This window comes from Kocuria marina (assembly GCA_014652975.1).
In the GTDB taxonomy this organism is placed as follows: Bacteria; Actinomycetota; Actinomycetes; order Actinomycetales; family Micrococcaceae; genus Kocuria; species Kocuria marina.
The window spans coordinates 695,676-714,884 of sequence record BMZV01000001.1 but is presented as its reverse complement, the minus strand read 5'-3'; the positions used below and the strand labels follow the sequence as shown (position 1 = coordinate 714,884).

Sequence of the window (19,209 nt, the reverse complement as noted above, 5' to 3'; positions counted from 1 at the left end):
GACGATCAGAGGATTGTTGATCAAATGGGTAAACCCTTCACGGGAAACCGAACATGTGTCGACGAGGAGCATTTGTCACGGTCGGTCTTCCTCTTCCTCCTCGGACGACGCGTCCGAGATCCTCTCGCCGCGGCGCTCGGCCATGAGCAGTTCCCACGTGCGGATGAGGCGGGGGATGGAGATGATCACCAGGCCGCCGATCATGTTCAGCGGGATGACCCACGCGAACCACACGAACCAGTCCAGGTAGGAGTAGTCCCAACCGGCGTGCATGGCCCCGAAGATCACGATGGAGTTCAGCGCTCCGTGGAGCATGCCCAGGCCCACGACCAACAGGCCGCCGATCAGGGAGATCACCGCGGTCATCATGTCGTTGTCCGTACCCTGCTGCATGCGGGTCATGAGGGTGATAGTGGAACCGGCCAACAGGGCCAGGCACACGGTCTCCAAACCGATCCCGTCCGCGACGTACCCCGAGGCGACCTCCACCAGGGAGTCCGTGAAGTCGGGGAACGCCGCCACGACCACCCACATGAACACCCAGCCACCCACGAGGTTGGCCAGCAGGGTCCCACCCCACAGCCGCACGAGTGACCACCACGTCCCGTGACCGGCGACCACCGCGTTGATGGGGAGCAGGAAGTCCTCGGTGAACAGCTCGGAGTGGGCCAGGCGCAACGCGAGCAGCCCCACGCCGAACGCGATGCCCGCCAGCAGTTTGGAGTCGGTGACATCCATGACCGCGAGCATGGCCATGATGCCCAGGCCCACATCGATCCCGCCGAAGAGGCCGGTGATGATCAACGCCCGCCACGTGCGGTGCAGCCGATCCGCGCCTTCCTGGACGGTGTTCTGGAACTCCTCGACCAGCTCGTCCTCAAGGGGCTGATCGGTGCGTCCCGAGGAACGCCGCTTGGACTCGCTGTCACGCGCTGTGGGCATGGGCCTCAGCGTAGGCCACGCGGGAAGCCATCACGCGATACATCTGTGCCCCGAAAAAACACGGACAGGCGCTTCCCGTGGTCTTTCCGGGGCACAGATGTACTCACCGCGTCGGAGCGGCCGCCCAGGTATGCGCAGCGAAGGCCGACGGCGTCCCTACTCACCGCGGCCCGGCTGCGGCCCAAGCGCTCAGTCCCGTCCCGTGAACTCCGGCTTGCGCTTCTGCTGGAAGGCCGTGAAGCCCTCCTTGTAGTCGTCCGTGGCGCACAGGGCCGCCTGGGCCTTGTTCTCCGCGGCCATGGACTCCCACAGCCCCACGCGGTTGTCCCGCACCTGGGCCACGAGTTCCTTGGACGCCAGGTAGGACTGCGTGGCACCGCGGGCCACCTTCGACACCCGCTGCATGGTGAACTCCATGAGCTCCTCCGCCGGCACGGCTCGGGAGAACAGTCCCGCCGCCACGGCCTCAGCGCCGGTCATCATCTCGGCGGTGTAGATCAGGTCCAGGGTGCGGTGGGGGCCCAGTCGTTCGGTGAACAGAGCGTGCCCGCCCGAGTCCAGCGTGGCCCCCAGGTTGGCGAACGGGGATCCGATGGTCGCGTCCTGCGCCACGTACACCACGTCCGTGGCGATCGCGAGCCCCAGCCCCACGCCCAAGCACGCGCCCTGCACCGCGGCGAACGTGGGCGCGGGGAACCGGGACATCTGCTGCAGCAGCGGTTGCACCTTGCCGGTGAGGTAGCCGTCGGTGTCGTCACTCGCCGGGTCTACGGCGGAGATGTCCCGGCCCGCGCAGAACGCACGCCCCTCGCCACTCAGCGCGAGCGCTCGCACGCCGGCCCGCTCGGCCTCGGTGTATGCGGCGGCGAGATCGTCCAGCGCGGTCTCGTCCAGCGAGTTGAGCTTCTTGGGCGCGTCGAGCACCACGCGGGCGATCGCGTCCTCGATCGTCAGGTCGATCATGGGGTTCTCCTTGCGGTTCGGGGTTCCTGTGCGCCCCGCGGGGCGAGCGGGCAGGTACGACGACGACGCCGCGTGGTCCCGGCGCGGCGTCGTCGGCGGAGTGCATGGGACTCAGGCGTCGAAGTCCACACTCAACCGGTCGGACGTGGGGCGCGTCTGGCACGTGAGGACGTACCCGGCGTCCAGCTCGTCCTTCTCGAGCGCGAAGTTCTCCTCCATCTCGAACTCGCCGGAGGTGACCTTGGCGCGGCACGTGCCGCACACCCCGCCGGCGCACGCGAAGGGGACGTCCGGGCGCACGCGCAGTGCGGCGTTGAGCACGGTCTCCGCGGCGGACTTGGGGGACTCCACCTGGGCTGAGGTGCCGTCCAGGTTGAAGACGATCGTGTAGTTCTCGCCCTCGGGGTCGGCCACGACGGGGCGGCCCTGCTGTCCCTGGGGTGCGGTGGGCTTGCCCGTGGTGAACAGCTCGAAGTGCACGCGGGAATCGTCCACGCCGCGCTCCTTGAGGACGTCCCGGCACAGCTGCACGAGCTCGAACGGGCCGCACAGGAACCACTCGTCCGCGGAGTCCACCTGGATCACGTGGTCCAGCAGCTCCTCGAGCTTGTCGTGGTCGATCCGCCCGGACATCAGCGGCGAGATCCGCTGCTCGCGGGACAGCACGTGGTGCACGGCCAGGCGGGCGGGGTACTTGTCCTTGAGGTCCCCGAGCTCCTCCGAGAACATCACGTCCATGGACGAGCGGTTGGCGTAGATGACGTCTATCGCGGCGGTGTCGGAGGCGCGCAGCAGCGCGCGGGCGATCGCCATGATGGGCGTGATCCCGGACCCGGCGGCGAACGCCACCAGGTGCACGTTGCGCTTCTTGGCCACCTCCCGCTCGGCGAGCTTCTCGGGGTCGTTCATGGAGGTGATGTTGACCTTGGAGGTGAACGCGCCCTGCGGGTTCATCACGTCCAGGGTGTCCCCGGCGGCCAGCTGCTCGTTCGCCCACGTGGAGAACACGCCGCCCATGTCCTTCTTGATGGCCACGCGGATCTCACCGGGGGTGGGATCGGCGCAGATGGAGTAGGACCGGCGCACCTCGTGGCCGTTGATCTGCGCGCGGATGGCCACGTACTGACCCGGGAGGTAGTCGTAGTCCGCCACGAGGTCCTCGGGCACGTCGAACGTGACCTCCACGGAGCCGGAGGTCAGCTTGCGCACCTCGGAGACCGTGAGGGTGTTGAACACGGCACGGCGCTTGCCGCCGCCCGCGCTGGCTTCGGTGGCGTCCTCCAGCGTGGAGGTGTCCGCGGTTTCGCTCATGATCAGTGCACCTTGAAGTAGTCGAAGGGTTCTTTGCAGTCGTCGCAGACCCACAGGGCCTTGCAGGACGTGGACCCGAAGCGGGTCATCTCGTGGGTGCGCAGGGACTCGCAGCGCGGGCACTTCACGGACAGGCTCAGCCGCACGGGCCCGGAGTTGTGACCGGCGGCGGTGCGCCCGGTGGGAGGCGCGATGCCGTGCTCGTTGAGCTTGGCGCGGCCCTCGGCGGACATCCAGTCTGTGGTCCACGCCGGGCGCAGCACCTGCACCACGCGCACGTTCTCGTAGCCGGCGGCGGTCACGGCCGCCTCGAGGTCCGCGGCCATGGTGTCCATGGCGGGGCACCCGGAGTAGGTGGGGGTGATCACCACCACTGTCTCGTCCTGCCCGGCCACGGCGTCCCGCAGCACCCCGAGGTCCTCGAGCGTGAGCACGGGGATCTCGGGGTCGCACACGGTGGCGGCGACGTCCCACAGGGCGGCGTCGGCCGGGTCGTCCGGGCGCTGCGAGGGCCCCAGGGGGACCTCACGGGGTGCCACGCCACCCGTGGGCGGCAGGGAACGGGGTGGAACGCGGGAGAACACGGAACTCACCACCTGGCGCCGGGATGCTGGCGGGCGAGCCACTGCATCTCGGCGAGGATGTACCCGCGGTACTCGGAATACGCGCCGTCACGGGGCTCCGCGGAGAGACGGGCCTGGGCCACGTTGGGGACCTCGAGCTCGGCCTCGGCCAGCAGCGCGGTCACGCGGTCCATGGTCCGCTCGCGCAGCGTGGAGGGGCGCACGGCCACGCCCTCGAGCTCGTCGTGCAGCGGCTCGTCCGCGAACAGCTCGTCCAGGTAAGGCCACATGTAGTAGAGCCCGTCCTGGATGCGCCTTTTGGACTCCTCGGTGCCGAGGCCCAGGCGCAGGATCCACTGGGCCGCGTGGTCCTGGTGGTACTCCACCTCCTTGAGGGCCTTGTCCGCGATCGCTGCAAGGGTCTGGTCCGTGGAGGACTGCAGCGCGGAGTAGAGCTCGTACTGGTAGAAGGAGAACAGCAGCTGACGCGCGATGGTCTGGCCGAAGTCCCCGTTCTCCTGCTCCACGAGGCGCACGGAGCGGAACTCCTCCTCGTTGCGGAAGTACGCGAGCTCGTCCTCGGTCTTGCCCCACGCGGAGCCCGCGTAGGTCAGCAGGAACCGGGCGTGGCCGATGAGGTCCAGCGCGATGTTGCCCAGCGCGATGTCCTCCTCGAGTTCGGGTGCCCGCGAGATCCACCAGCCCAGACGCTGGGACAGCATCAGGGCGTCGTCGCCGAGACGCAGCGCGTACTGGGCCACAGCCTCCGAGGCCTTGCCGCCGGTCTCCGCGATCTCCTCGGCGGTGATCGCGTCACCCGCGGACTGCTTGGTGGCGGAGTCGTGGGAGGCGAACGCGCTCACAGGTGCTTCACCCCTTCGCTCTTGGTGTAGTACGTGGCGTGGCGGTAGTTCTTGCCCTGCGCGGACTCGAAGTAGCCGCCCTTGGAGTCCGGATCCGAGGCCGTGATGGCGTCCGCGGGGACCACCCACACGCTCGTGCCCTCGTTGCGCCGGGTGTAGAGGTCACGCGCGTTGCGCACGGCCATGGTGGCGTCCGGGGCGTGCAGGGAGCCCGCGTGCACGTGAGACAGCCCGCGCGAAGAACGCACGAAGACCTCCCACAGGGGCCAGTTGCCGGTTTGGTTCTCACTCATGCTCAGGCTCCGATCAGCTCGGCGGAGCCGCGGCCCGCCATCACAGTGGTCTCGTCGATCGCCACGGCGGCCTCGGGGGACGACGCCGCTGCCTCCACCTCGGCGGCCTCGCGCGCCTGCCGCTGGGCATAGGCCTCGGCCGCCTCGCGGACCCAGGCGCCGTTGGTGTGGGCCTCGCGGCGGCGCTTCATGCGCTGCACGTTGCACGGGCCGGAGCCCTTGATCACGGACATGAACTCGTTCCAGTCCAGCTGGCCGTAGTCGTAGTGGCCGCGGGCCTCGTTCCACTTCAGGTCCGGGTCCGGCAGGGTCAGACCCAGGGCCTCGGCCTGCGGGACGATCATGTCCACGAAGCGCTGGCGCAGCTCGTCGTTGGAGAAGCGCTTGATGTTCCACTCCATGGACTGCTGCGAGTTGGGGGAGTCGGCGTCCGGGGGACCGAACATCTGCAGGGCGGGGCCATAGAAGCGGTTCACGGCCTCCTGGGCCATCTGCTTCTGCGCCTCGGTGCCGTGGGAGAGCTCGTAGAGGATCTCCCAGCCCTGGCGCTGGTGGAAGGACTCCTCCTTGCAGATGCGCACCATCGCGCGGCCGTACGGGCCGTAGGAGGCGCGGCACAGCGGCACCTGATTGCAGATCGCGGCGCCGTCCACGAGCCAGCCGATCGCGCCCATGTCCGCCCAGGTGCGGGCCGGGTAGTTGAAGATCGAGGAGTACTTGGCCTTGCCGCTCAGCAGCTGCTCGTTGAGCACGGAGCGCGGGGTGCCCAGGGTCTCCGCCGCGGAGTAGAGGTACAGCCCGTGGCCGGCCTCGTCCTGGACCTTGGCCATCAGCACGGCCTTGCGCTTGAGGCTCGGGGCGCGGGTGATCCAGTTGGCCTCCGGCTGCATGCCGATGATCTCGGAGTGCGCGTGCTGGGAGACCTGGCGGGTCAGGCTCTTCCGGTAGGCCTCCGGCATCCAGTCCCGGGGCTCCACGCGGGAGTCCTCACTGAGGAGGTGCTCGAAGTGCTGCTGCTCGGCAGTGGATTCCGCCTGGTCCGCAGAGGTGGTCTGCTCAGTCATGGTGTGTGTCCTCGGTTCGCGGGTGAGATGGGAGCGGAGGATGAACTCTGTACGCTGCCGACAATAATAACTGACCGCTCGTTCAGAATATAGGCCCCCGGTGTGGTCGTCAACACAATTTCCGCCCGGGAGGCGGGGACCCGCCAATGGATGTGCAGGGGTGGCGACGCCGCGGCGGAGCCCTGGACTTGTTGACACACGTCACATTTCGCGGTTACCTACTGACCGATCGTTCTGAAAATCTGAGGAGCCCCCGTGCCACACCATCCCGTCCTCACTGGCGACCGTGCCTCCGAGTGGTTGGGGATCACCGTGCAGCGCGTGGACCCCGGGCACTGCGTGATCTCCATGGCCGTGCGGGAGGAGATGCTCAACGGCTTCGGCATCGTGCACGGCGGGATGATCTTCGCGCTCGCGGACTCGTGCTTCGCCATGACGTGCAACGACCCGGAACCGGACGGCACCTCCATGACCGTGGCTCAGGGCGTGGACATCAACTTCCTCAGCTCGGCCCACCCGGGCCAGACCCTCGTCGCGGAGGGACGCCAGATCGCCACCACCGGGCGCAGCGGCCTGTGCGACATCACCGTCTCCACCCAGGACGGGGACGTCGTCGCCCAGTTCCGCGGCCGCAGCCGCACCGTGCCCCTTCGCCAGAAAGCGTGAACCCATGACGTCGTGCTCCGTGCCCAGCCCGTACCACCCCGTGGCCTCCGGGGACTCCTCTCAGCCGGATCCCGAGGAGCTGATGAGCCGGGACCAGATCGAGGCGCTGCAGACGGAGCGCCTGAACTGGACCCTGCACTACGCGTACGAGAACGTGCCCGCCTACCAGGAGCTCTTCGACGAGCACGGGGTGCACCCGGATGACTTCCGGGAGCTCGAGGACCTCGCGAAGTTCCCTTACACGGACAAGGAATTCCTGCGCAAGGCCTACCCGTTCACGTCCTTTGCCACGCCCATGTCCGAGATCCGACGCATCCACGCGTCGTCGGGCACCACCGGGCAGCCCACCGTGGTGGCCTACACGGAGGAGGACCTGCAGACATGGGGGGCCCTCGTGGCACGCTGCTTCCGGCTCTCGGGAATGAAGCCCGGGGACAAGGTGCACAACGCGTACGGCTACGGGCTGTTCACCGGCGGGCTGGGCGCCCACTACGGTGCGGAGCGCCTGGGATGCGCCGTGATCCCGATGTCCGGAGGGCAGACGGAAAAACAGGTGCAGCTCATCCGAGACTTCGAGCCGCAGGCCATCCTCTCCACCCCCACGTACCTGCTCACCATCGCGGACGGCTTCCGCAAGCTCGGTCTCGACCCGCGCGAGACCTCCCTGCGGCACGCGGTACTCGGGGCGGAGCCGTGGACCGAGGAGATGCGCCACGAGATCGAGAAGACGTTCAACATCTCCGCGTGCGACATCTACGGCCTCTCCGAGGTCATGGGCCCCGGCGTGGCCGGCGAGTCCTGCGAGACGAAGGACGGTTCGCACATCTGGGAGGACCACTTCCGCCCGGAGGTCATCGACCCGTTCGACGACACGGTGCTGCCCACCGGGCGCCCCGGCGAGCTCGTGTTCACCGCGCTGACCAAGCAGGCGCTGCCGATCATCCGCTACCGAACCCACGACCTCACCCGCCTGCTGCCGGGCACCGCGCGTCCGGGTCACCGGCGCATGGGCCGGATCACGGGGCGCTCGGACGACATGATCATCCTGCGCGGCGTGAACCTCTTCCCGTCCCAGATCGAGGAACTCGCGCTGAAGATCCCCGCGCTCTCCCCGCACTTCACGCTCGAGATCACCCGGCCCAACCGCATGGACCAGATGACCATCCACATCGAGCGCCACGATCGACATCGCCGAGCCCGGGACCCTCGCACGTTCCTCGGGCAAGCTGCGCCGCGTCTACGACCACCGCGACAAGTAGGCCCCTCCGCGGCGACGTCGCCTGATTCCCGCCCGACGCCGCCCCGCCACTTTCCCGGCGGTGAGAAAGCGACGACCGGGTAACCTGAGGTATTCCGTCCCCGCCAGAAGGTCGAGGCCACGTCCATGCCCACCGAGCTCAACTCCTCCGCCGACGTCGCTGTGGCGCCGCGGCGCGGCCGTCCCGGCTACGACCGCGAGACCCTGCTGTCCGTGTGCGTGGACGTGTTCAACCGGCACGGCTACGACGCCACGTCCATGGGGACGCTGTCCAAGCACCTGGGGATCTCCAAGTCCGCGATCTACCACCACGTGGAATCCAAGGAGGCGATCCTCGAGCAGGCGCTGGACCGTGCCCTCGACGCGTTGGAGGCCGTGTTCGAACGGGTCTTGGCGGGGGGCAGCGGGCCGGTGAACAAGCTCGAGCAGATCCTGGACGGTTCGGTGCACGTGCTCGTGGACCAGATGCCCTACGTGACCCTGCTCCTGCGGTTGCGGGGCAACTCGGAGGTGGAGCTCGCGGCGCTGCAGCGGCGTCGTACGCTGACGCGTACCGTGGAGGAACTCGTGCGGCAGGCGCAGGAGGAGGGCGAGCTGCGCACGGACATCTCCGGCAGGTCGGCGCCGCGTCTGATGCTGGGCATGGTCAACTCGATCGTGGACTGGTATCAGCCCGGCCGCTCGGGCACCGTGGACCAGCTCGCGGACACGGTCGTGAAAATGGTGTTCTCGGGCTTGCGGGCGTAGTTCCCCGGCCGCTCAACTCTCCGCAGGTGTGGCCCGTCGTTGCTGCTGGGGCAGTGACCACCTGCCGACGCCGCCCCCGGTTCAGTCAGCGGCCACGCCTTCGGCGGGGGGCCAGGTCTTGGCCACCAGGGTCAGGACGTCGTAGGTGGCCACGATCTCGTCCTTCTGGTTGGTCAGGCGGGCATCCCAGACGACTTCGCCGTACTCGTCCGTGACGCGCGGGGTGATCTTCTTGGCGGTCAGGGTCACCCGGATGGCGTCGTCATGCGTCACGGGGGTGACGAACCGCAGGTTCTCCAGCCCGTAGTTGGCGAGTACTGGCCCGGGGGCGGGCTCCACGAAGAGCCCCGCGGCCCACGAGACCAGCAGGTAGCCGTGGGCCACCCGCCGGGGGAAGAACGGGTTGGCCATGGCGGCTTCCTCGTCCGTGTGGGCGTAGAACGTGTCCCCGGTCTTCTCCGCGAACTCCAGGATGTCCTCGAGTGAGACCGTGCGCAGGTCCGAGACGAACTGGTCCCCGATCCGCAGGGTCTGCAGCGACTTCCGGAAGGGATGCTCCCCAGTGCCGTTCTCCACGTCCTCGCGGGTCACGGTGTTGGCGGTCGCGCCCCAGTGCCACTGGCCAGTGATCCCGGTCAGCAGGTCCGGGGAGCCCTGGACGGCGGTGCGCTGCATGTAGTGCTTGACCGCGCGCACGCCACCGAGTTCCTCCCCACCACCGGCGCGGCCGGGGCCGCCGTGGACCAGGTGGGGAACGGGGGAGCCGTGACCTGTGGAGGTTTTAGCGTCGTCGCGATCCAGGAAGAGCACGCGACCGTGGTACGCACCGATTCCGGAGGCGAACTGCGCCGCGAGCTCGGGGGAGTGAGTGCACACGGTCACCACGAGCGAGCCGCCGCCCAGCGCGGCGATCTCCACGGCGTCCGCGATGTCCCCCGAGTAACCCAGCACCGAGGTGACCGGGCCGAACGCCTCGAGCTCGTGGACGGCGGGGGTGCGGGCATCGTCGAACGAGAGCACCGTGACGGGGAAGAAGGCGCCCTGCTCCGGCAGGGACGCGAGTTCCTCGGGACCGCCGAGTTCCACGGTGGCGCCGGCGTCGATCAGGGCGCGCACGGAGCGCAGCACCTCGAAGTGCTGGTCGTCGGACGCGAGCGGGCCCACCGTGGTGGCGGAATCGCGCGGGTCGCCGACGACGGCGCGCTGCGCCACCCGCTCCCGCAGCGCGGCGATCACGGCGGGCTTGAGCGCCTGCGGAACGATGACCCGGCGGATCGCGGTGCACTTCTGCCCGGCCTTGGCGGTGATCTCCAGGACCACGGACTTCACGAACGCCTCGAACTCGGGGGAGTCCTCGGTGACGTCCGGGGCCATGATCGCGGCGTTGAGCGAATCGGTCTCCGCCGTGAAACGCACGCCCTTCTCCTGCACGTTGGTGTGGGCGCGCAGCGACTGGGCGGTGGCGGCCGAGCCGGTGAAGGCCACGTGGTCGCGGGCGTCCAGGTGGTCCAGCAGATCGCGCGCGGCGCCGGAGATCAGCTGCAGGGAACCCTCCGGCAGCAGCCCGGAGTCCAGCATGAGCCGCACGCACGCCTCGGTCACGTACCCGGTGGGGGTCGCGGGTTTCACGATGGTGGGCACCCCGGCGATGAATGCGGGCGCAAACTTCTCGAGCATGCCCCACACGGGGAAGTTGAACGCGTTGATCTGCACGGCCACACCGGGCACGCGGGTGTAGACGTGCTCACCCAGGAACGAGCCGTCCCGCGAGAGCTGTTCCACCGCGCCGTCCACGATCACGTTGGCGTTGGGCAGTTCGCGCCGTCCCTTGGACGAGAACGTGAAGAGGGTCCCGATCCCACCGTCGATGTCGATCAGGTGGTCCTTGGCCGTGGCCCCGGTCGCGTAGGAGATCTCGTACAGCTCCTCCTTGTGCTCGCCCAGGTATTGCGCGAGCTGCTTGAGGATCAGGGCGCGGTCGTGGATGCGCAGTTGCCCCAGTGCGGCCTGGCCCACGGTGCGTCCGTGGTCCAGGGCGCCCGCGGTGTCGATCCCGTCCGTGCTCACCCGGGCCACGAGCTCCCCGGTGGTGGCATTGCGCACGTCCGCGATCTTCTGCGGGTCCTTCGGCCGCCACCACTTCCCGGCGACGAAGCTGGGCAGGATCTGCGGTTCCTGGGCCTCGGATGCCTGGGGCTGGGTGTTCACGCGGGGTCCTCCGAACTTTCGCGGCCATCAGTCGAACGATCGGTCAGTATTTGCTCCAGGATAACCTAGGTCACACAAGGGCACCATGGTCACCACGCTCCGCCGTCGGCGTTCGACGCCGCTCTGCGACGCCGCTCAGCGCGGCCCACCGGCGCGGCGTGGGGCCTGATCACCGAGGAGTCAGCATGCACGAGGATCCCACCCGCGCGGACGTCCGCGCCGAGAACGCACGAGTCGCGTCCCCCGCCGAGGAGTTCGGTGAGGCGTACGAGCCATGGATCATCGAGTTGGGTGAACTGGACGAGAAGATGGGCGTGGTGGTGGAGGAGCAGTCCGCCGAGCGCGTGGTGGCGACCATGCCCGTGGAGGGCAACCGGCAGTCCCTGGGGCTGCTGCACGGCGGCGCGTCCGTGGCGCTCGGGGAGATGCTGGGCTCGTGGGCCGCGGTGATCCACGGCTCCACCATGGGCAAGGTGGCCGTGGGCGTGGACATCAACGCGACCCACCACGCCTCCGCTACAAGCGGCCGGGTGCGCGGCGTGGCCACGGCGATCCACCTGGGGCGCAGCGTCACGAACCACGAGGTGGTCATCACCCACATCGACACCGGCAAGCGCCTGTGCACCGTGCGGATCACCAATTACCTCAAGCCCGCGAAGCGCTCCTGAGCATTCGTCCGACGATGCCGCGGTGCCCGTCCCTGGGAAGGGCACCGCGGCGTCGTCGTCCGCGGAGCCGCTCCGGCACCGCGGAGGGCGCGCGGAACCGCCCCGGCACCGCAGGGAACACACGGAACCGCCCCGGCACCGCGTGGGAACGGTGTCGGGGCGGTTCGTGGCCCGCGGGAGGGCTGAGGAGTCCCCTCTCATGCCGCGCGGACAGGGTGGACGCGGAGACCGGATGCCCGGAGTTCTTTGGCCTCAGTGACCGTGCTCCGGTCTCCGCGGGTCTTCAGGGCGCCGGGTTCAGAACTGGGCGCTCTCGGTGGAGCCCGTGAGGGCGATCGTGGAGGAGTTGGGGTTGACCACCTGGGAGACCAGGTCGAAGTACCCGGTACCCACCTCGCGCTGGTGCTTGGTGGCGGTGTAACCGCGCTCCTCGGCGGCGAACTCGCGCTCCTGCAGTTCCACGTACGAGGTCATCTGGTTGCGGGCGTAGCCGTGGGCCAGATCGAACATCGAGTAGTTCAGCGCGTGGAAACCGGCCAGGGTGATGAACTGGAAGCGGTAGCCCATGGCGGAGAGTTCGCGCTGGAACTTGGCGATGGTCTCGTCGTCCAGGTGCTTCTTCCAGTTGAAGGACGGCGAGCAGTTGTACGCGAGCATCTGGTCCGGGAAGTCCTCATGCACGGCATCCGCGAACTGGCGGGCCAGCTTGAGATCCGGCGTGCCGGTCTCCATCCAAATCAGGTCCGAGTAGGGGGCGTACGCCTTGGCGCGGGCGATGCAGGGCTCCACACCGTTGCGGACCTTGTAGAAGCCCTCCGGGGTGCGCTCGCCGGTGATGAACTCGGCGTCCTGCTCGTCGATGTCCGAGGTGATCAGGGTGGCCGCCTCGGCATCCGTGCGGGCGATGATGATGCTGGGGACGTCTTCCACGTCCGCTGCGAGGCGGGCCGCGTTGAGGGTGCGGATGTGCTGCTGGGTGGGGATCAGCACCTTGCCGCCCAGGTGACCGCACTTCTTCTCGGAGGCCAACTGGTCCTCCCAGTGCACACCGGCCGCACCGGCGTCGATCATGGATTTCATGAGCTCGAAGGCGTTGAGCGGTCCGCCGAAGCCGGCCTCCGCGTCCGCGACGATCGGCGCCATCCAGTTCTCCACGGTGTGGACGTCCTCGGCGTGCTCGATCTGGTCCGCACGCTTGAGCGCGTTGTTGATCCGGCGCACCACCTGGGGAACCGAGTTCGCCGGGTAGAGGGACTGGTCCGGGTAGGTCTGGCCCGCGAGGTTCGCGTCACCGGCGACCTGCCAACCGGAGAGGTAGATCGCCTTGAGCCCGGCCTTGACCTGCTGGACGGCCTGGTTACCGGTCAGAGCGCCCAGAGCATTGATGTAATCCTCCGAGTTGAGCAGGTACCAGAGCCGTTCCGCACCGCGGCGGGCGTTGGTGTGCTCTTCTCGAAAGGAACCCTGCAGACGCAGGACCTCCTCGGGGGCGTAGTCACGGGTCACGCCGGCCCAGCGGGGGTTCTCCTCCCAGTCCCGGGCGAGTTCCTCGGCGCTGCGGAGGTTGCTGTTCTCGTTGCTCATCTCGTTCTCCTTTGATCGTTCGAGCCGGCGGCCTCGGTGGGAGCTCCGCACGGGTAACTTGATGTGTTCCACTTTTGCCGCGATCTGCACTCCCGCATAGAGGTTTTTAGGATGAAGAATTGATTTTCTTCACGTTTGAGAAAAATCTGCCTAAACTCGGACTATGACCCCGGACACAGGACCCCGCAGGCGTCGTCGCACCGGCGACGGCGCTCCCCCTCGCGCCGCCGCACCGCGGAGCGCTCACGGCTTGGAACCCGCGCGCGCTGCGCGGTCGCGGGGTACGGAGCCCGCCCGGACGGCAACACCGCGGCGCACGGACCCCGCGTCCGGCACGCGGGTCCCCGCGCGCTCGTCGTCCGACGTGCCACCCGAGGAGTCCGGTGACCCGACCGATCCGATCGTGCTGGGGCGGCGGATCCGCTACCGCCGCAAGCGACTGCGAATCACGCTCGAGGAGCTCGCGCGCACCGTGGGCATGGCGGCGTCGGCGCTGTCGCTGATCGAGAACGGCAAGCGCGAACCCAAGCTCAGCGCGCTGTCCGCCATCGCTGCCGCGCTGGACATGAGCGTGGAGCAACTGCTGGGGACCAAGGCGCCGTCGCGCCGCATGGAACTGGAGATCCAGGTGGAGCGCGTGCAGCGCGGACCCATGTACGCGTCCCTCGGGTTGCCCACGGTGCGGGTGGGGCCGGGCACGAGTACCGAGACCCTCGAGGCGCTCGCGGCACTGCAGCGGCAACTCGCCCAGCGGCTCGAGGAACAAGCGGCCACGCCCGAGGAGGCCCGGCGCGCCAACACGCAATTGCGAGCACGCATGCGGGGGATCGACAACTACTTCGAACGCATCGAGACCATGGCCGCGGACCTGCTCGCCGCGATCCGCCACACGGGCGGACCGCTGTCCGAGCACCACATCTCGCGGCTCGTGGAGCACGTGGGATTCGAGATCCACCAGGTCCCGGACCTGCCGCACTCCACGCGCTCGGTCACGGACCTGCGCAACCGCCGGTTCTACCTGCCGGCCACCGCCGGGGCGGGCTCGCCGTGGTCGGTGTTGTTGCAGGCCGTGGGGCATCACTTGCTTGAACACCACCGCCCGGCGGACTACGGCGAGTTCCTGGAACAGCGCGTGGAGACGAATTACTTCGCAGCGGCCCTGATGATCCCGGAGGCCTCCGCGGTGGACCTGCTGGGGCGCGCCAAGTCCCAGCGGGAGTTGTCCGTGGACGACCTACGGGACGCGTTCGCGGTGTCCCACGAGACCGCGGCACACCGGATGACCAACTTGATGACCCACCACTTCGGCATCCCCACCCACTTCGAGAAGGTGCACTCCTCCGGGATCATCCACAAGGCCTGGCAGAACGACGGGTTGCAGTTGCCCACCGACCACAGCGGCGCGGTGGAGGGGCAGAGGGCCTGCCGGTTCTTCTCCGCACGGCAGGCGTTCTCGGGGACCAACCGGTTGCTGTCCCACTTCCAGTACACCGACACCCCGCACGGCACGTTCTGGTGCTCGGCCCGCGTGGAGGGATCCGAGAACGGGGAATTCTCCATCTCTTTCGGTGTGCCGTACGAGCACGTCAAATGGTTCCGGGGCCGCGCCACCACGGTGCGCCACACCTCCACCTGCCCCGACCCCGCGTGCTGCCAACAGCCCGCCCCGGCGCTCGCCGAGCAGTGGGACGGCCAATCCTGGCCCTCCGCCCGCCCCGCGTCCCACATGCTCGCCGCCATGCCCGCCGGCGCGTTCCCCGGGGTGGACGAGACCGAGGTCTACCGCTTCCTGCAGCGACACGCCCCCGTTGCCTCATCTGGCGACCTCGCGTAACCTCCATCACGTTCCCGCCGACGACGCCGCGCCACCCCTACGCGCCCAGACCGTCCGTGTCCGGACGCCGCGTGCCCGGGCCCCGAGCGTCGTCGGCGATCCGTAGGCACGAAAGGTGACCCATGAGCTTCGCGACCGCCGACCTGTACGACGAACACGGCGAGGACCTGCAGTCCGTGACCACCCAGTTCATCTCGGTGGGTGGTGTCCACCGGTTCACCGGACCCATCCGCACGGTGCGCTGCTTCGAGTCCAACGTGGACGTCAAGAAGCTCGTGGCCACCCCCGGTGAGGGCGCGGTGCTCGTGGTGGACGGGCAGGGATCCATGAACCGCGCGCTGCTCGGGGACAACGTGGCCCGCACCGCCATGGAGAACGGGTGGGCCGGGCTGATCATCAACGCCCCCGTGCGGGACCGCGTGGAACTGGGCACCCTGGACATCGGCATCAAGGCGCTGGGCACGAATCCCCGCAAGTCCGAACCCAACGACTCCGGGGAAGTGGACGTGATCGTCACCTTCGGCGGCGTAACCTTCCGCCCGGGCAGGACCCTGTGGGCGGACGAGGACGGGGTCCTGGTAGAGCGTTGAACCCGCCACCTCCGCTGGACGGATATACGACGGCGACCCCCCGCACCCGCGGGGTTCGCCGTCGTCGTTCCGGTGGGGGCCGGGTGTCGTGACTACTTCTGGGCCACGAACTCCTGGCCGTCCGTCAGGTACACGTTGCCGTACTTGTCCACGGTGGAGTTGGTGCGCAGATCCCACTCCTGAGCTCCCAGCACGGGAGCGGGGCCGAAGGAGACCACCGTGGTGCCCTCCCTGGGCGGCACGTACCCCACGGCCTGACCGTTCTGGTACACGGCGTAGCTGGCCTGCTTGCCCGCGGGGGCGCTGCCGGGTTCCACGACACGTTCGTAGCTCACGATCTCCATGGCGCCGAAGACGGGGTGGTGCACCGGGATCGCTGCGGTCTTGTCGCACGGCCCCGCGCAGGGGTCCGCGACGGCCGGCAGGGACGGCGCCGTAGCGGTGGCTGACGCGGCCGGGGTGCTGCCCGCACCCGCGGTGTTCGCAGCGGTGACCGGGCCGGGGGTGGGGAACAACCCCGCGGCGTCGTCGAACCCCAAGTCAGAAGGGGTTCGACGCGCGGAACAGCCGATGCGCACCCGACCCGCCACGAGTACGGCCGTGCACGCGCTCAGGAGTAGTCGTAGAACCCCTTGCCGGATTTACGGCCCAGTTCGCCGCGCTCGACCATGTCCCGCATGAGCTGGGGCGGGGCGAAGCGGGGGCCGAGCGTGGATTCGAGGTACTCCGCGATCCCCAGGCGCACGTCCAGACCCACGATGTCGGTGAGGGCGAGCGGACCCACGGGGTGCTTGTAGCCCAGGACCATGGCGTTGTCGATGTCCTCCGCGGACGCCACACCCTCCTCGACCATGCGAATGGCCTCGAGGCCCAGGGCCAGCCCGAGCCGGGAGGACGCGAAGCCGGGGGCGTCGTTCACGGTGGCCGGCGTCTTGCCGATGCCCGCGACCCACTGCAGGGTCAGCTCTTTCAGCTCCTGACGGGTCTTGCGCCCGATCACGATCTCCACGAGCTTGGAGGGCGGGACGGGGTTGAAGAAGTGCATGCCGCAGAACCGCTCGGGGCGCTGGAGCTCATCGGCGAGCCCGTCCACGGACAGCGAGGACGTGTTGGTGGCCAGCCACGCCGTCTCGGACAGGTTCTTCTCGACCCGCTGGAGGGAGGAGACCTTGAGGTCCCAGGTCTCGGGAACGGCCTCGATCACGAGCTCGCAGTCCGCGAAGTCCGCGTAGTCCACGCTCACGGAGAAGTTCTGGGTCCACGTGTCCAGGTTGCCGTCGATCTTCCCGCGCTCGAGGGACTTGACGAGGTCCGATTCCACCCGCTCCTTGGCGCTCTCCGCGGCCGGCCCGTCCACCTCCACCACGGTCACGCGCGCTCCGGAGATCAGGAACGCGTGGGCGATCCCCGCGCCCATGCGCCCGCCTCCCAGGACTCCCACGCGGGACGGGACGGTTGCGGTGGTGTTCTCGGTCATGTCTTGGGCTCCTTCTTGCGGTCCAGGAACGCTTGCATACGGTCGAATTTGGCCTGCGACTCGAACAGGATGGCCTGCGCGAGCTCGTCCACGTGGGGGTGCGCCTCGCGCGGCATGGCGAACACACGTTTGGACACGCGCACGGCCAGCGGGTCCTGCGCGGCGATGCGATCGGCCAGGGCGTCCGCCGCGGCCAGCAGCTCGTCTGGTTCGTGGATCTCGGTGATCAGGTGGGCCTCCAGGGCCTCCTGCGCGGAGAGGGTCCGACCGGCCAGCAGGATGTCCTTGGCGAGTGACTCACCGGCCAGTTCCCGCAGTCGCCACAGGGCCCCCGCGGCGGCGATGATGCCCAGGCCGGTCTCGGGTTGGCCCACCGTGACCCGCGGCGTGCCGATCCGGAAGTCCGCGGCCCACGCGAGTTCCGCGCCCCCGCCCAGCGCGTAGCCGTCCAGGGCCGCGATCACGGGCATGGGTAGCTTGGCGATCCGGTCGAACAGCTGCGAGTTCACGCCGCGCAGGGCGTCCTCACGACGCCGCTCGCGCAGTTGCGCGATGTCCGCACCGGAGGCGAAGATCCCCTTCCCGTTCACGTGCGTGCCGCTCAGGATCATGATCCGGGGATCGCGTTCCAGACGGGTGCACACAGCGTGCAACTCGTCCACCATGACCTCGTCGATGGCGTTGCGCACCGCGGGGCGGTCCAGCGCCACGTGCATGCGGTCCGGGGTGTCGGTGATGCGCAGGGCCGTGAACTGCGCGGCCCACTCGGGGGTGTCGTGCTGCGTCATGGCCGGATCACACCCGCTCCACGAGCAGTGCTGCACCCTGGCCCACGCCGATGCACATGGTGGCCAGGCCCTTGGCGGTCTGCTCCCGCTCCATCCGGCCCAGCAGGGTGATGACGATGCGCGAGCCCGAGGAACCCAGGGGGTGGCCCAGGGCGATCGCCCCGCCGTCCCGGTTCACGATCTCCGGGTCCAGGCCGAGCCGGCGGATCGATGCGAGCGACTGGGTCGCGAACGCCTCGTTGATCTCCACGGAGCCCAGATCGCCCACGCTCCAGCCGGCGCGCTCCAGGACCTTCTCGGATGCGGGCACCGGGCCCAAGCCCATGATCTCGGGGGCGAGACCGGCGGAAGCACCGTCCACGACGCGGCCTCGGGCGTTGAGCCCGTACTTGGTCACGGCCCGTTCGCTGGCCACGATCACGGCGGACGCGCCGTCGTTGAGCGAGGACGAGTTACCGGCCGTGACCACGGACCCGCCCTTGACCACGGGGCGCAGCTTGGCGAGCACCTCCGGGGTGGAGCCCTCGCGGGGGCCCTCGTCCGTGTCCACGACCGTGACCGCACCCTTGCGGCCGCGGACCTCCACGGGCACGATCTCGGCGTCGAAATGACCGGCGCGGATCGCGGCCAGGGCCTTCTCGTGCGACTGCGCGGCGAAGGCGTCCGCGTCCTCGCGGGAGATTCCGTCCACCCGGGCGACCTCCTCGGCCGTCTCGGGCATCGAGTAGGTGGCCTTGCCGTCCCGCGAGAGCGGGCCCTCCACGAACGCGGGGTTCACGAACCGCCACCCGATCGAGGTATCGAAGACCTCCCCGGGCTTGGCGAACGCCGTACGGGGCTTCTCCATGACCCACGGCGCGCGGGACATGGATTCCACGCCACCGGCCACCACGATGTCCGCGGCCCCGGACTTGATCATCTGGGACGCGATCGTGATCGCGGACATCCCCGACGCGCACAGCCGGTTGACCGTAATCCCGGGGACCGTGTCCGGGTACCCGTTGAGCAGCCACGCCATCCGGGCCACGTTGCGGTTCTCCTCACCGGCGCCGTTGGCGTTGCCCAGGATCACCTCGTCCACGAGCGCGGGATCGATGCCGGCGTCCTCCACGACGGAACGGATGCACAGTGCGGCTATGTCGTCCGGGCGTACCGAGGACAGGGCACCGCCGTAACGACCCACGGGGGTTCGCGCCCCTCCGACGAGGAAGGCTTGGGGCATCGAGGACATGGCAACTCCTAAGTGGGGCAATAACCGACCGATCGTTCACTGTAAAGGTTCCCCGATCATGTGAGCCACGTCAATCGATGACGGTTACGCGGGGAAGAGCGCGACGGGCCCGGCAACCGTATGGCTGCGGGGCCCGCCGTGCGCCGTCGTGACCTCCGA

At 68.8% G+C, this 19,209-nt stretch carries 19 protein-coding genes; 6 read left to right on the top strand and 13 right to left on the bottom strand.

Annotation, left to right across the window (positions count from 1 at the left end; all coding sequences use genetic code 11):
• Positions 1-75: 75 nt before the first annotated feature.
• The 7 genes from IE157_RS03370 to paaA all read right to left on the bottom strand — a co-directional run bounded on the left by IE157_RS03370 (position 76) and on the right by paaA (position 5,999).
• Positions 76-942: a formate/nitrite transporter family protein gene (locus IE157_RS03370; RefSeq protein WP_064846489.1), complete on the bottom strand. Its 867-nt coding sequence runs from the start codon at positions 940-942 to the stop codon at positions 76-78.
• Positions 943-1,131: 189 nt separating this feature from the next.
• A complete protein-coding gene (locus tag IE157_RS03365; RefSeq protein WP_193519089.1) occupies positions 1,132-1,905 on the bottom strand; it encodes an enoyl-CoA hydratase/isomerase family protein in 774 nt (257 codons plus the stop codon).
• A gap of 111 nt (positions 1,906-2,016) precedes the next feature.
• A complete protein-coding gene (gene paaE, locus IE157_RS03360) occupies positions 2,017-3,216 on the bottom strand; it encodes a 1,2-phenylacetyl-CoA epoxidase subunit PaaE (RefSeq protein ID WP_193519088.1) in 1,200 nt (399 codons plus the stop codon).
• Between the two features lie 2 nt (positions 3,217-3,218).
• Positions 3,219-3,755 (bottom strand): 1,2-phenylacetyl-CoA epoxidase subunit PaaD, encoded by a 537-nt coding sequence (gene paaD, locus IE157_RS03355; RefSeq protein WP_193519332.1) that lies wholly within the window; start codon positions 3,753-3,755, stop codon positions 3,219-3,221.
• Between the two features lie 50 nt (positions 3,756-3,805).
• Complete coding sequence (gene paaC, locus IE157_RS03350) at positions 3,806-4,642, bottom strand: 1,2-phenylacetyl-CoA epoxidase subunit PaaC (protein WP_193519087.1); 837 nt, start codon at positions 4,640-4,642, stop codon at positions 3,806-3,808.
• Positions 4,639-4,935, bottom strand: coding sequence for a 1,2-phenylacetyl-CoA epoxidase subunit PaaB (paaB, locus tag IE157_RS03345; protein WP_193519086.1), 297 nt, complete (start codon positions 4,933-4,935; stop codon positions 4,639-4,641). The genes paaC and paaB overlap by 4 nt, the downstream gene beginning before the upstream one ends.
• 2 nt (positions 4,936-4,937) lie before the next feature.
• Entirely contained in the window at positions 4,938-5,999 is a 1,062-nt protein-coding gene (gene paaA / locus IE157_RS03340) for a 1,2-phenylacetyl-CoA epoxidase subunit PaaA (RefSeq protein WP_193519085.1), read from the bottom strand.
• A 255-nt stretch (positions 6,000-6,254) separates the two neighbouring features.
• Here paaA and IE157_RS03335 point away from each other — a divergent pair, with 255 nt between their 5' ends.
• The 3 genes from IE157_RS03335 to IE157_RS03325 are packed head-to-tail and all read left to right on the top strand — an operon-like array spanning position 6,255 to position 8,670.
• A complete protein-coding gene (locus tag IE157_RS03335; protein ID WP_064846495.1) occupies positions 6,255-6,665 on the top strand; it encodes a PaaI family thioesterase in 411 nt (136 codons plus the stop codon).
• A 4-nt stretch (positions 6,666-6,669) separates the two neighbouring features.
• Positions 6,670-8,007 (top strand): phenylacetate--CoA ligase family protein, encoded by a 1,338-nt coding sequence (locus tag IE157_RS03330; protein ID WP_404820558.1) that lies wholly within the window; start codon positions 6,670-6,672, stop codon positions 8,005-8,007.
• Between the two features lie 42 nt (positions 8,008-8,049).
• The gene (locus IE157_RS03325) at positions 8,050-8,670 is read left to right on the top strand and encodes a TetR/AcrR family transcriptional regulator (RefSeq protein WP_098053544.1); all 621 of its coding nucleotides are present in this window, start codon (positions 8,050-8,052) and stop codon (positions 8,668-8,670) included.
• Positions 8,671-8,751: 81 nt separating this feature from the next.
• Here the strand turns inward: IE157_RS03325 and paaZ are convergent, their stop codons facing one another.
• A complete protein-coding gene (gene paaZ, locus IE157_RS03320; protein ID WP_193519084.1) occupies positions 8,752-10,878 on the bottom strand; it encodes a phenylacetic acid degradation bifunctional protein PaaZ in 2,127 nt (708 codons plus the stop codon).
• Positions 10,879-11,063: 185 nt separating this feature from the next.
• Between paaZ and IE157_RS03315 the strand changes: the two genes are divergently transcribed.
• Positions 11,064-11,546 (top strand): hotdog fold thioesterase, encoded by a 483-nt coding sequence (locus tag IE157_RS03315; RefSeq protein WP_098053542.1) that lies wholly within the window; start codon positions 11,064-11,066, stop codon positions 11,544-11,546.
• Positions 11,547-11,843: 297 nt separating this feature from the next.
• Here the strand turns inward: IE157_RS03315 and aceA are convergent, their stop codons facing one another.
• Entirely contained in the window at positions 11,844-13,130 is a 1,287-nt protein-coding gene (gene aceA / locus IE157_RS03310) for an isocitrate lyase (protein ID WP_064846502.1), read from the bottom strand.
• Between the two features lie 364 nt (positions 13,131-13,494).
• On the opposite strand from aceA, the gene IE157_RS03305 reads away from it, so the two are divergent.
• Positions 13,495-14,964, top strand: coding sequence for an XRE family transcriptional regulator (locus IE157_RS03305; protein WP_064846503.1), 1,470 nt, complete (start codon positions 13,495-13,497; stop codon positions 14,962-14,964).
• A gap of 122 nt (positions 14,965-15,086) precedes the next feature.
• A complete protein-coding gene (rraA, locus tag IE157_RS03300) occupies positions 15,087-15,554 on the top strand; it encodes a ribonuclease E activity regulator RraA (RefSeq protein ID WP_064846504.1) in 468 nt (155 codons plus the stop codon).
• A gap of 92 nt (positions 15,555-15,646) precedes the next feature.
• On the opposite strand, the gene IE157_RS03295 is transcribed toward rraA, so the two are convergent.
• From IE157_RS03295 to IE157_RS03280, 4 genes are all read right to left on the bottom strand, one after another.
• Positions 15,647-16,093 carry a hypothetical protein gene (locus IE157_RS03295; protein ID WP_064846505.1) on the bottom strand — a complete coding sequence of 149 codons (447 nt, stop codon included), beginning with the start codon at positions 16,091-16,093 and terminating at the stop codon, positions 15,647-15,649.
• Positions 16,094-16,164: 71 nt separating this feature from the next.
• Complete coding sequence (locus IE157_RS03290) at positions 16,165-17,031, bottom strand: 3-hydroxyacyl-CoA dehydrogenase family protein (protein WP_193519083.1); 867 nt, start codon at positions 17,029-17,031, stop codon at positions 16,165-16,167.
• Positions 17,028-17,819: an enoyl-CoA hydratase/isomerase family protein gene (locus IE157_RS03285; RefSeq protein ID WP_193519082.1), complete on the bottom strand. Its 792-nt coding sequence runs from the start codon at positions 17,817-17,819 to the stop codon at positions 17,028-17,030. The genes IE157_RS03290 and IE157_RS03285 overlap by 4 nt, the downstream gene beginning before the upstream one ends.
• A gap of 7 nt (positions 17,820-17,826) precedes the next feature.
• Positions 17,827-19,050 carry a thiolase family protein gene (locus IE157_RS03280; RefSeq protein ID WP_064846508.1) on the bottom strand — a complete coding sequence of 408 codons (1,224 nt, stop codon included), beginning with the start codon at positions 19,048-19,050 and terminating at the stop codon, positions 17,827-17,829.
• Positions 19,051-19,209: the final 159 nt, after the last annotated feature.

What these genes read in the sequence shown, in the direction of transcription:
- rraA (WP_064846504.1), top strand. Translation starts at nt 15,087, where the DNA reads ATGAGCTTCGCGACCGCCGACCTGTACGACGAACACGGCGAGGACCTG.
- aceA (WP_064846502.1), bottom strand. Translation starts at nt 13,130, where the DNA reads ATGAGCAACGAGAACAGCAACCTCCGCAGCGCCGAGGAACTCGCCCGG.
- IE157_RS03365 (WP_193519089.1), bottom strand. Translation starts at nt 1,905, where the DNA reads ATGATCGACCTGACGATCGAGGACGCGATCGCCCGCGTGGTGCTCGAC.
- IE157_RS03325 (WP_098053544.1), top strand. Translation starts at nt 8,050, where the DNA reads ATGCCCACCGAGCTCAACTCCTCCGCCGACGTCGCTGTGGCGCCGCGG.
- IE157_RS03370 (WP_064846489.1), bottom strand. Translation starts at nt 942, where the DNA reads ATGCCCACAGCGCGTGACAGCGAGTCCAAGCGGCGTTCCTCGGGACGC.
- IE157_RS03315 (WP_098053542.1), top strand. Translation starts at nt 11,064, where the DNA reads ATGCACGAGGATCCCACCCGCGCGGACGTCCGCGCCGAGAACGCACGA.
- paaA (WP_193519085.1), bottom strand. Translation starts at nt 5,999, where the DNA reads ATGACTGAGCAGACCACCTCTGCGGACCAGGCGGAATCCACTGCCGAG.
- paaE (WP_193519088.1), bottom strand. Translation starts at nt 3,216, where the DNA reads ATGAGCGAAACCGCGGACACCTCCACGCTGGAGGACGCCACCGAAGCC.
- IE157_RS03290 (WP_193519083.1), bottom strand. Translation starts at nt 17,031, where the DNA reads ATGACCGAGAACACCACCGCAACCGTCCCGTCCCGCGTGGGAGTCCTG.
- IE157_RS03285 (WP_193519082.1), bottom strand. Translation starts at nt 17,819, where the DNA reads ATGACGCAGCACGACACCCCCGAGTGGGCCGCGCAGTTCACGGCCCTG.
- IE157_RS03280 (WP_064846508.1), bottom strand. Translation starts at nt 19,050, where the DNA reads ATGTCCTCGATGCCCCAAGCCTTCCTCGTCGGAGGGGCGCGAACCCCC.
- paaB (WP_193519086.1), bottom strand. Translation starts at nt 4,935, where the DNA reads ATGAGTGAGAACCAAACCGGCAACTGGCCCCTGTGGGAGGTCTTCGTG.
- IE157_RS03330 (WP_404820558.1), top strand. Translation starts at nt 6,670, where the DNA reads ATGACGTCGTGCTCCGTGCCCAGCCCGTACCACCCCGTGGCCTCCGGG.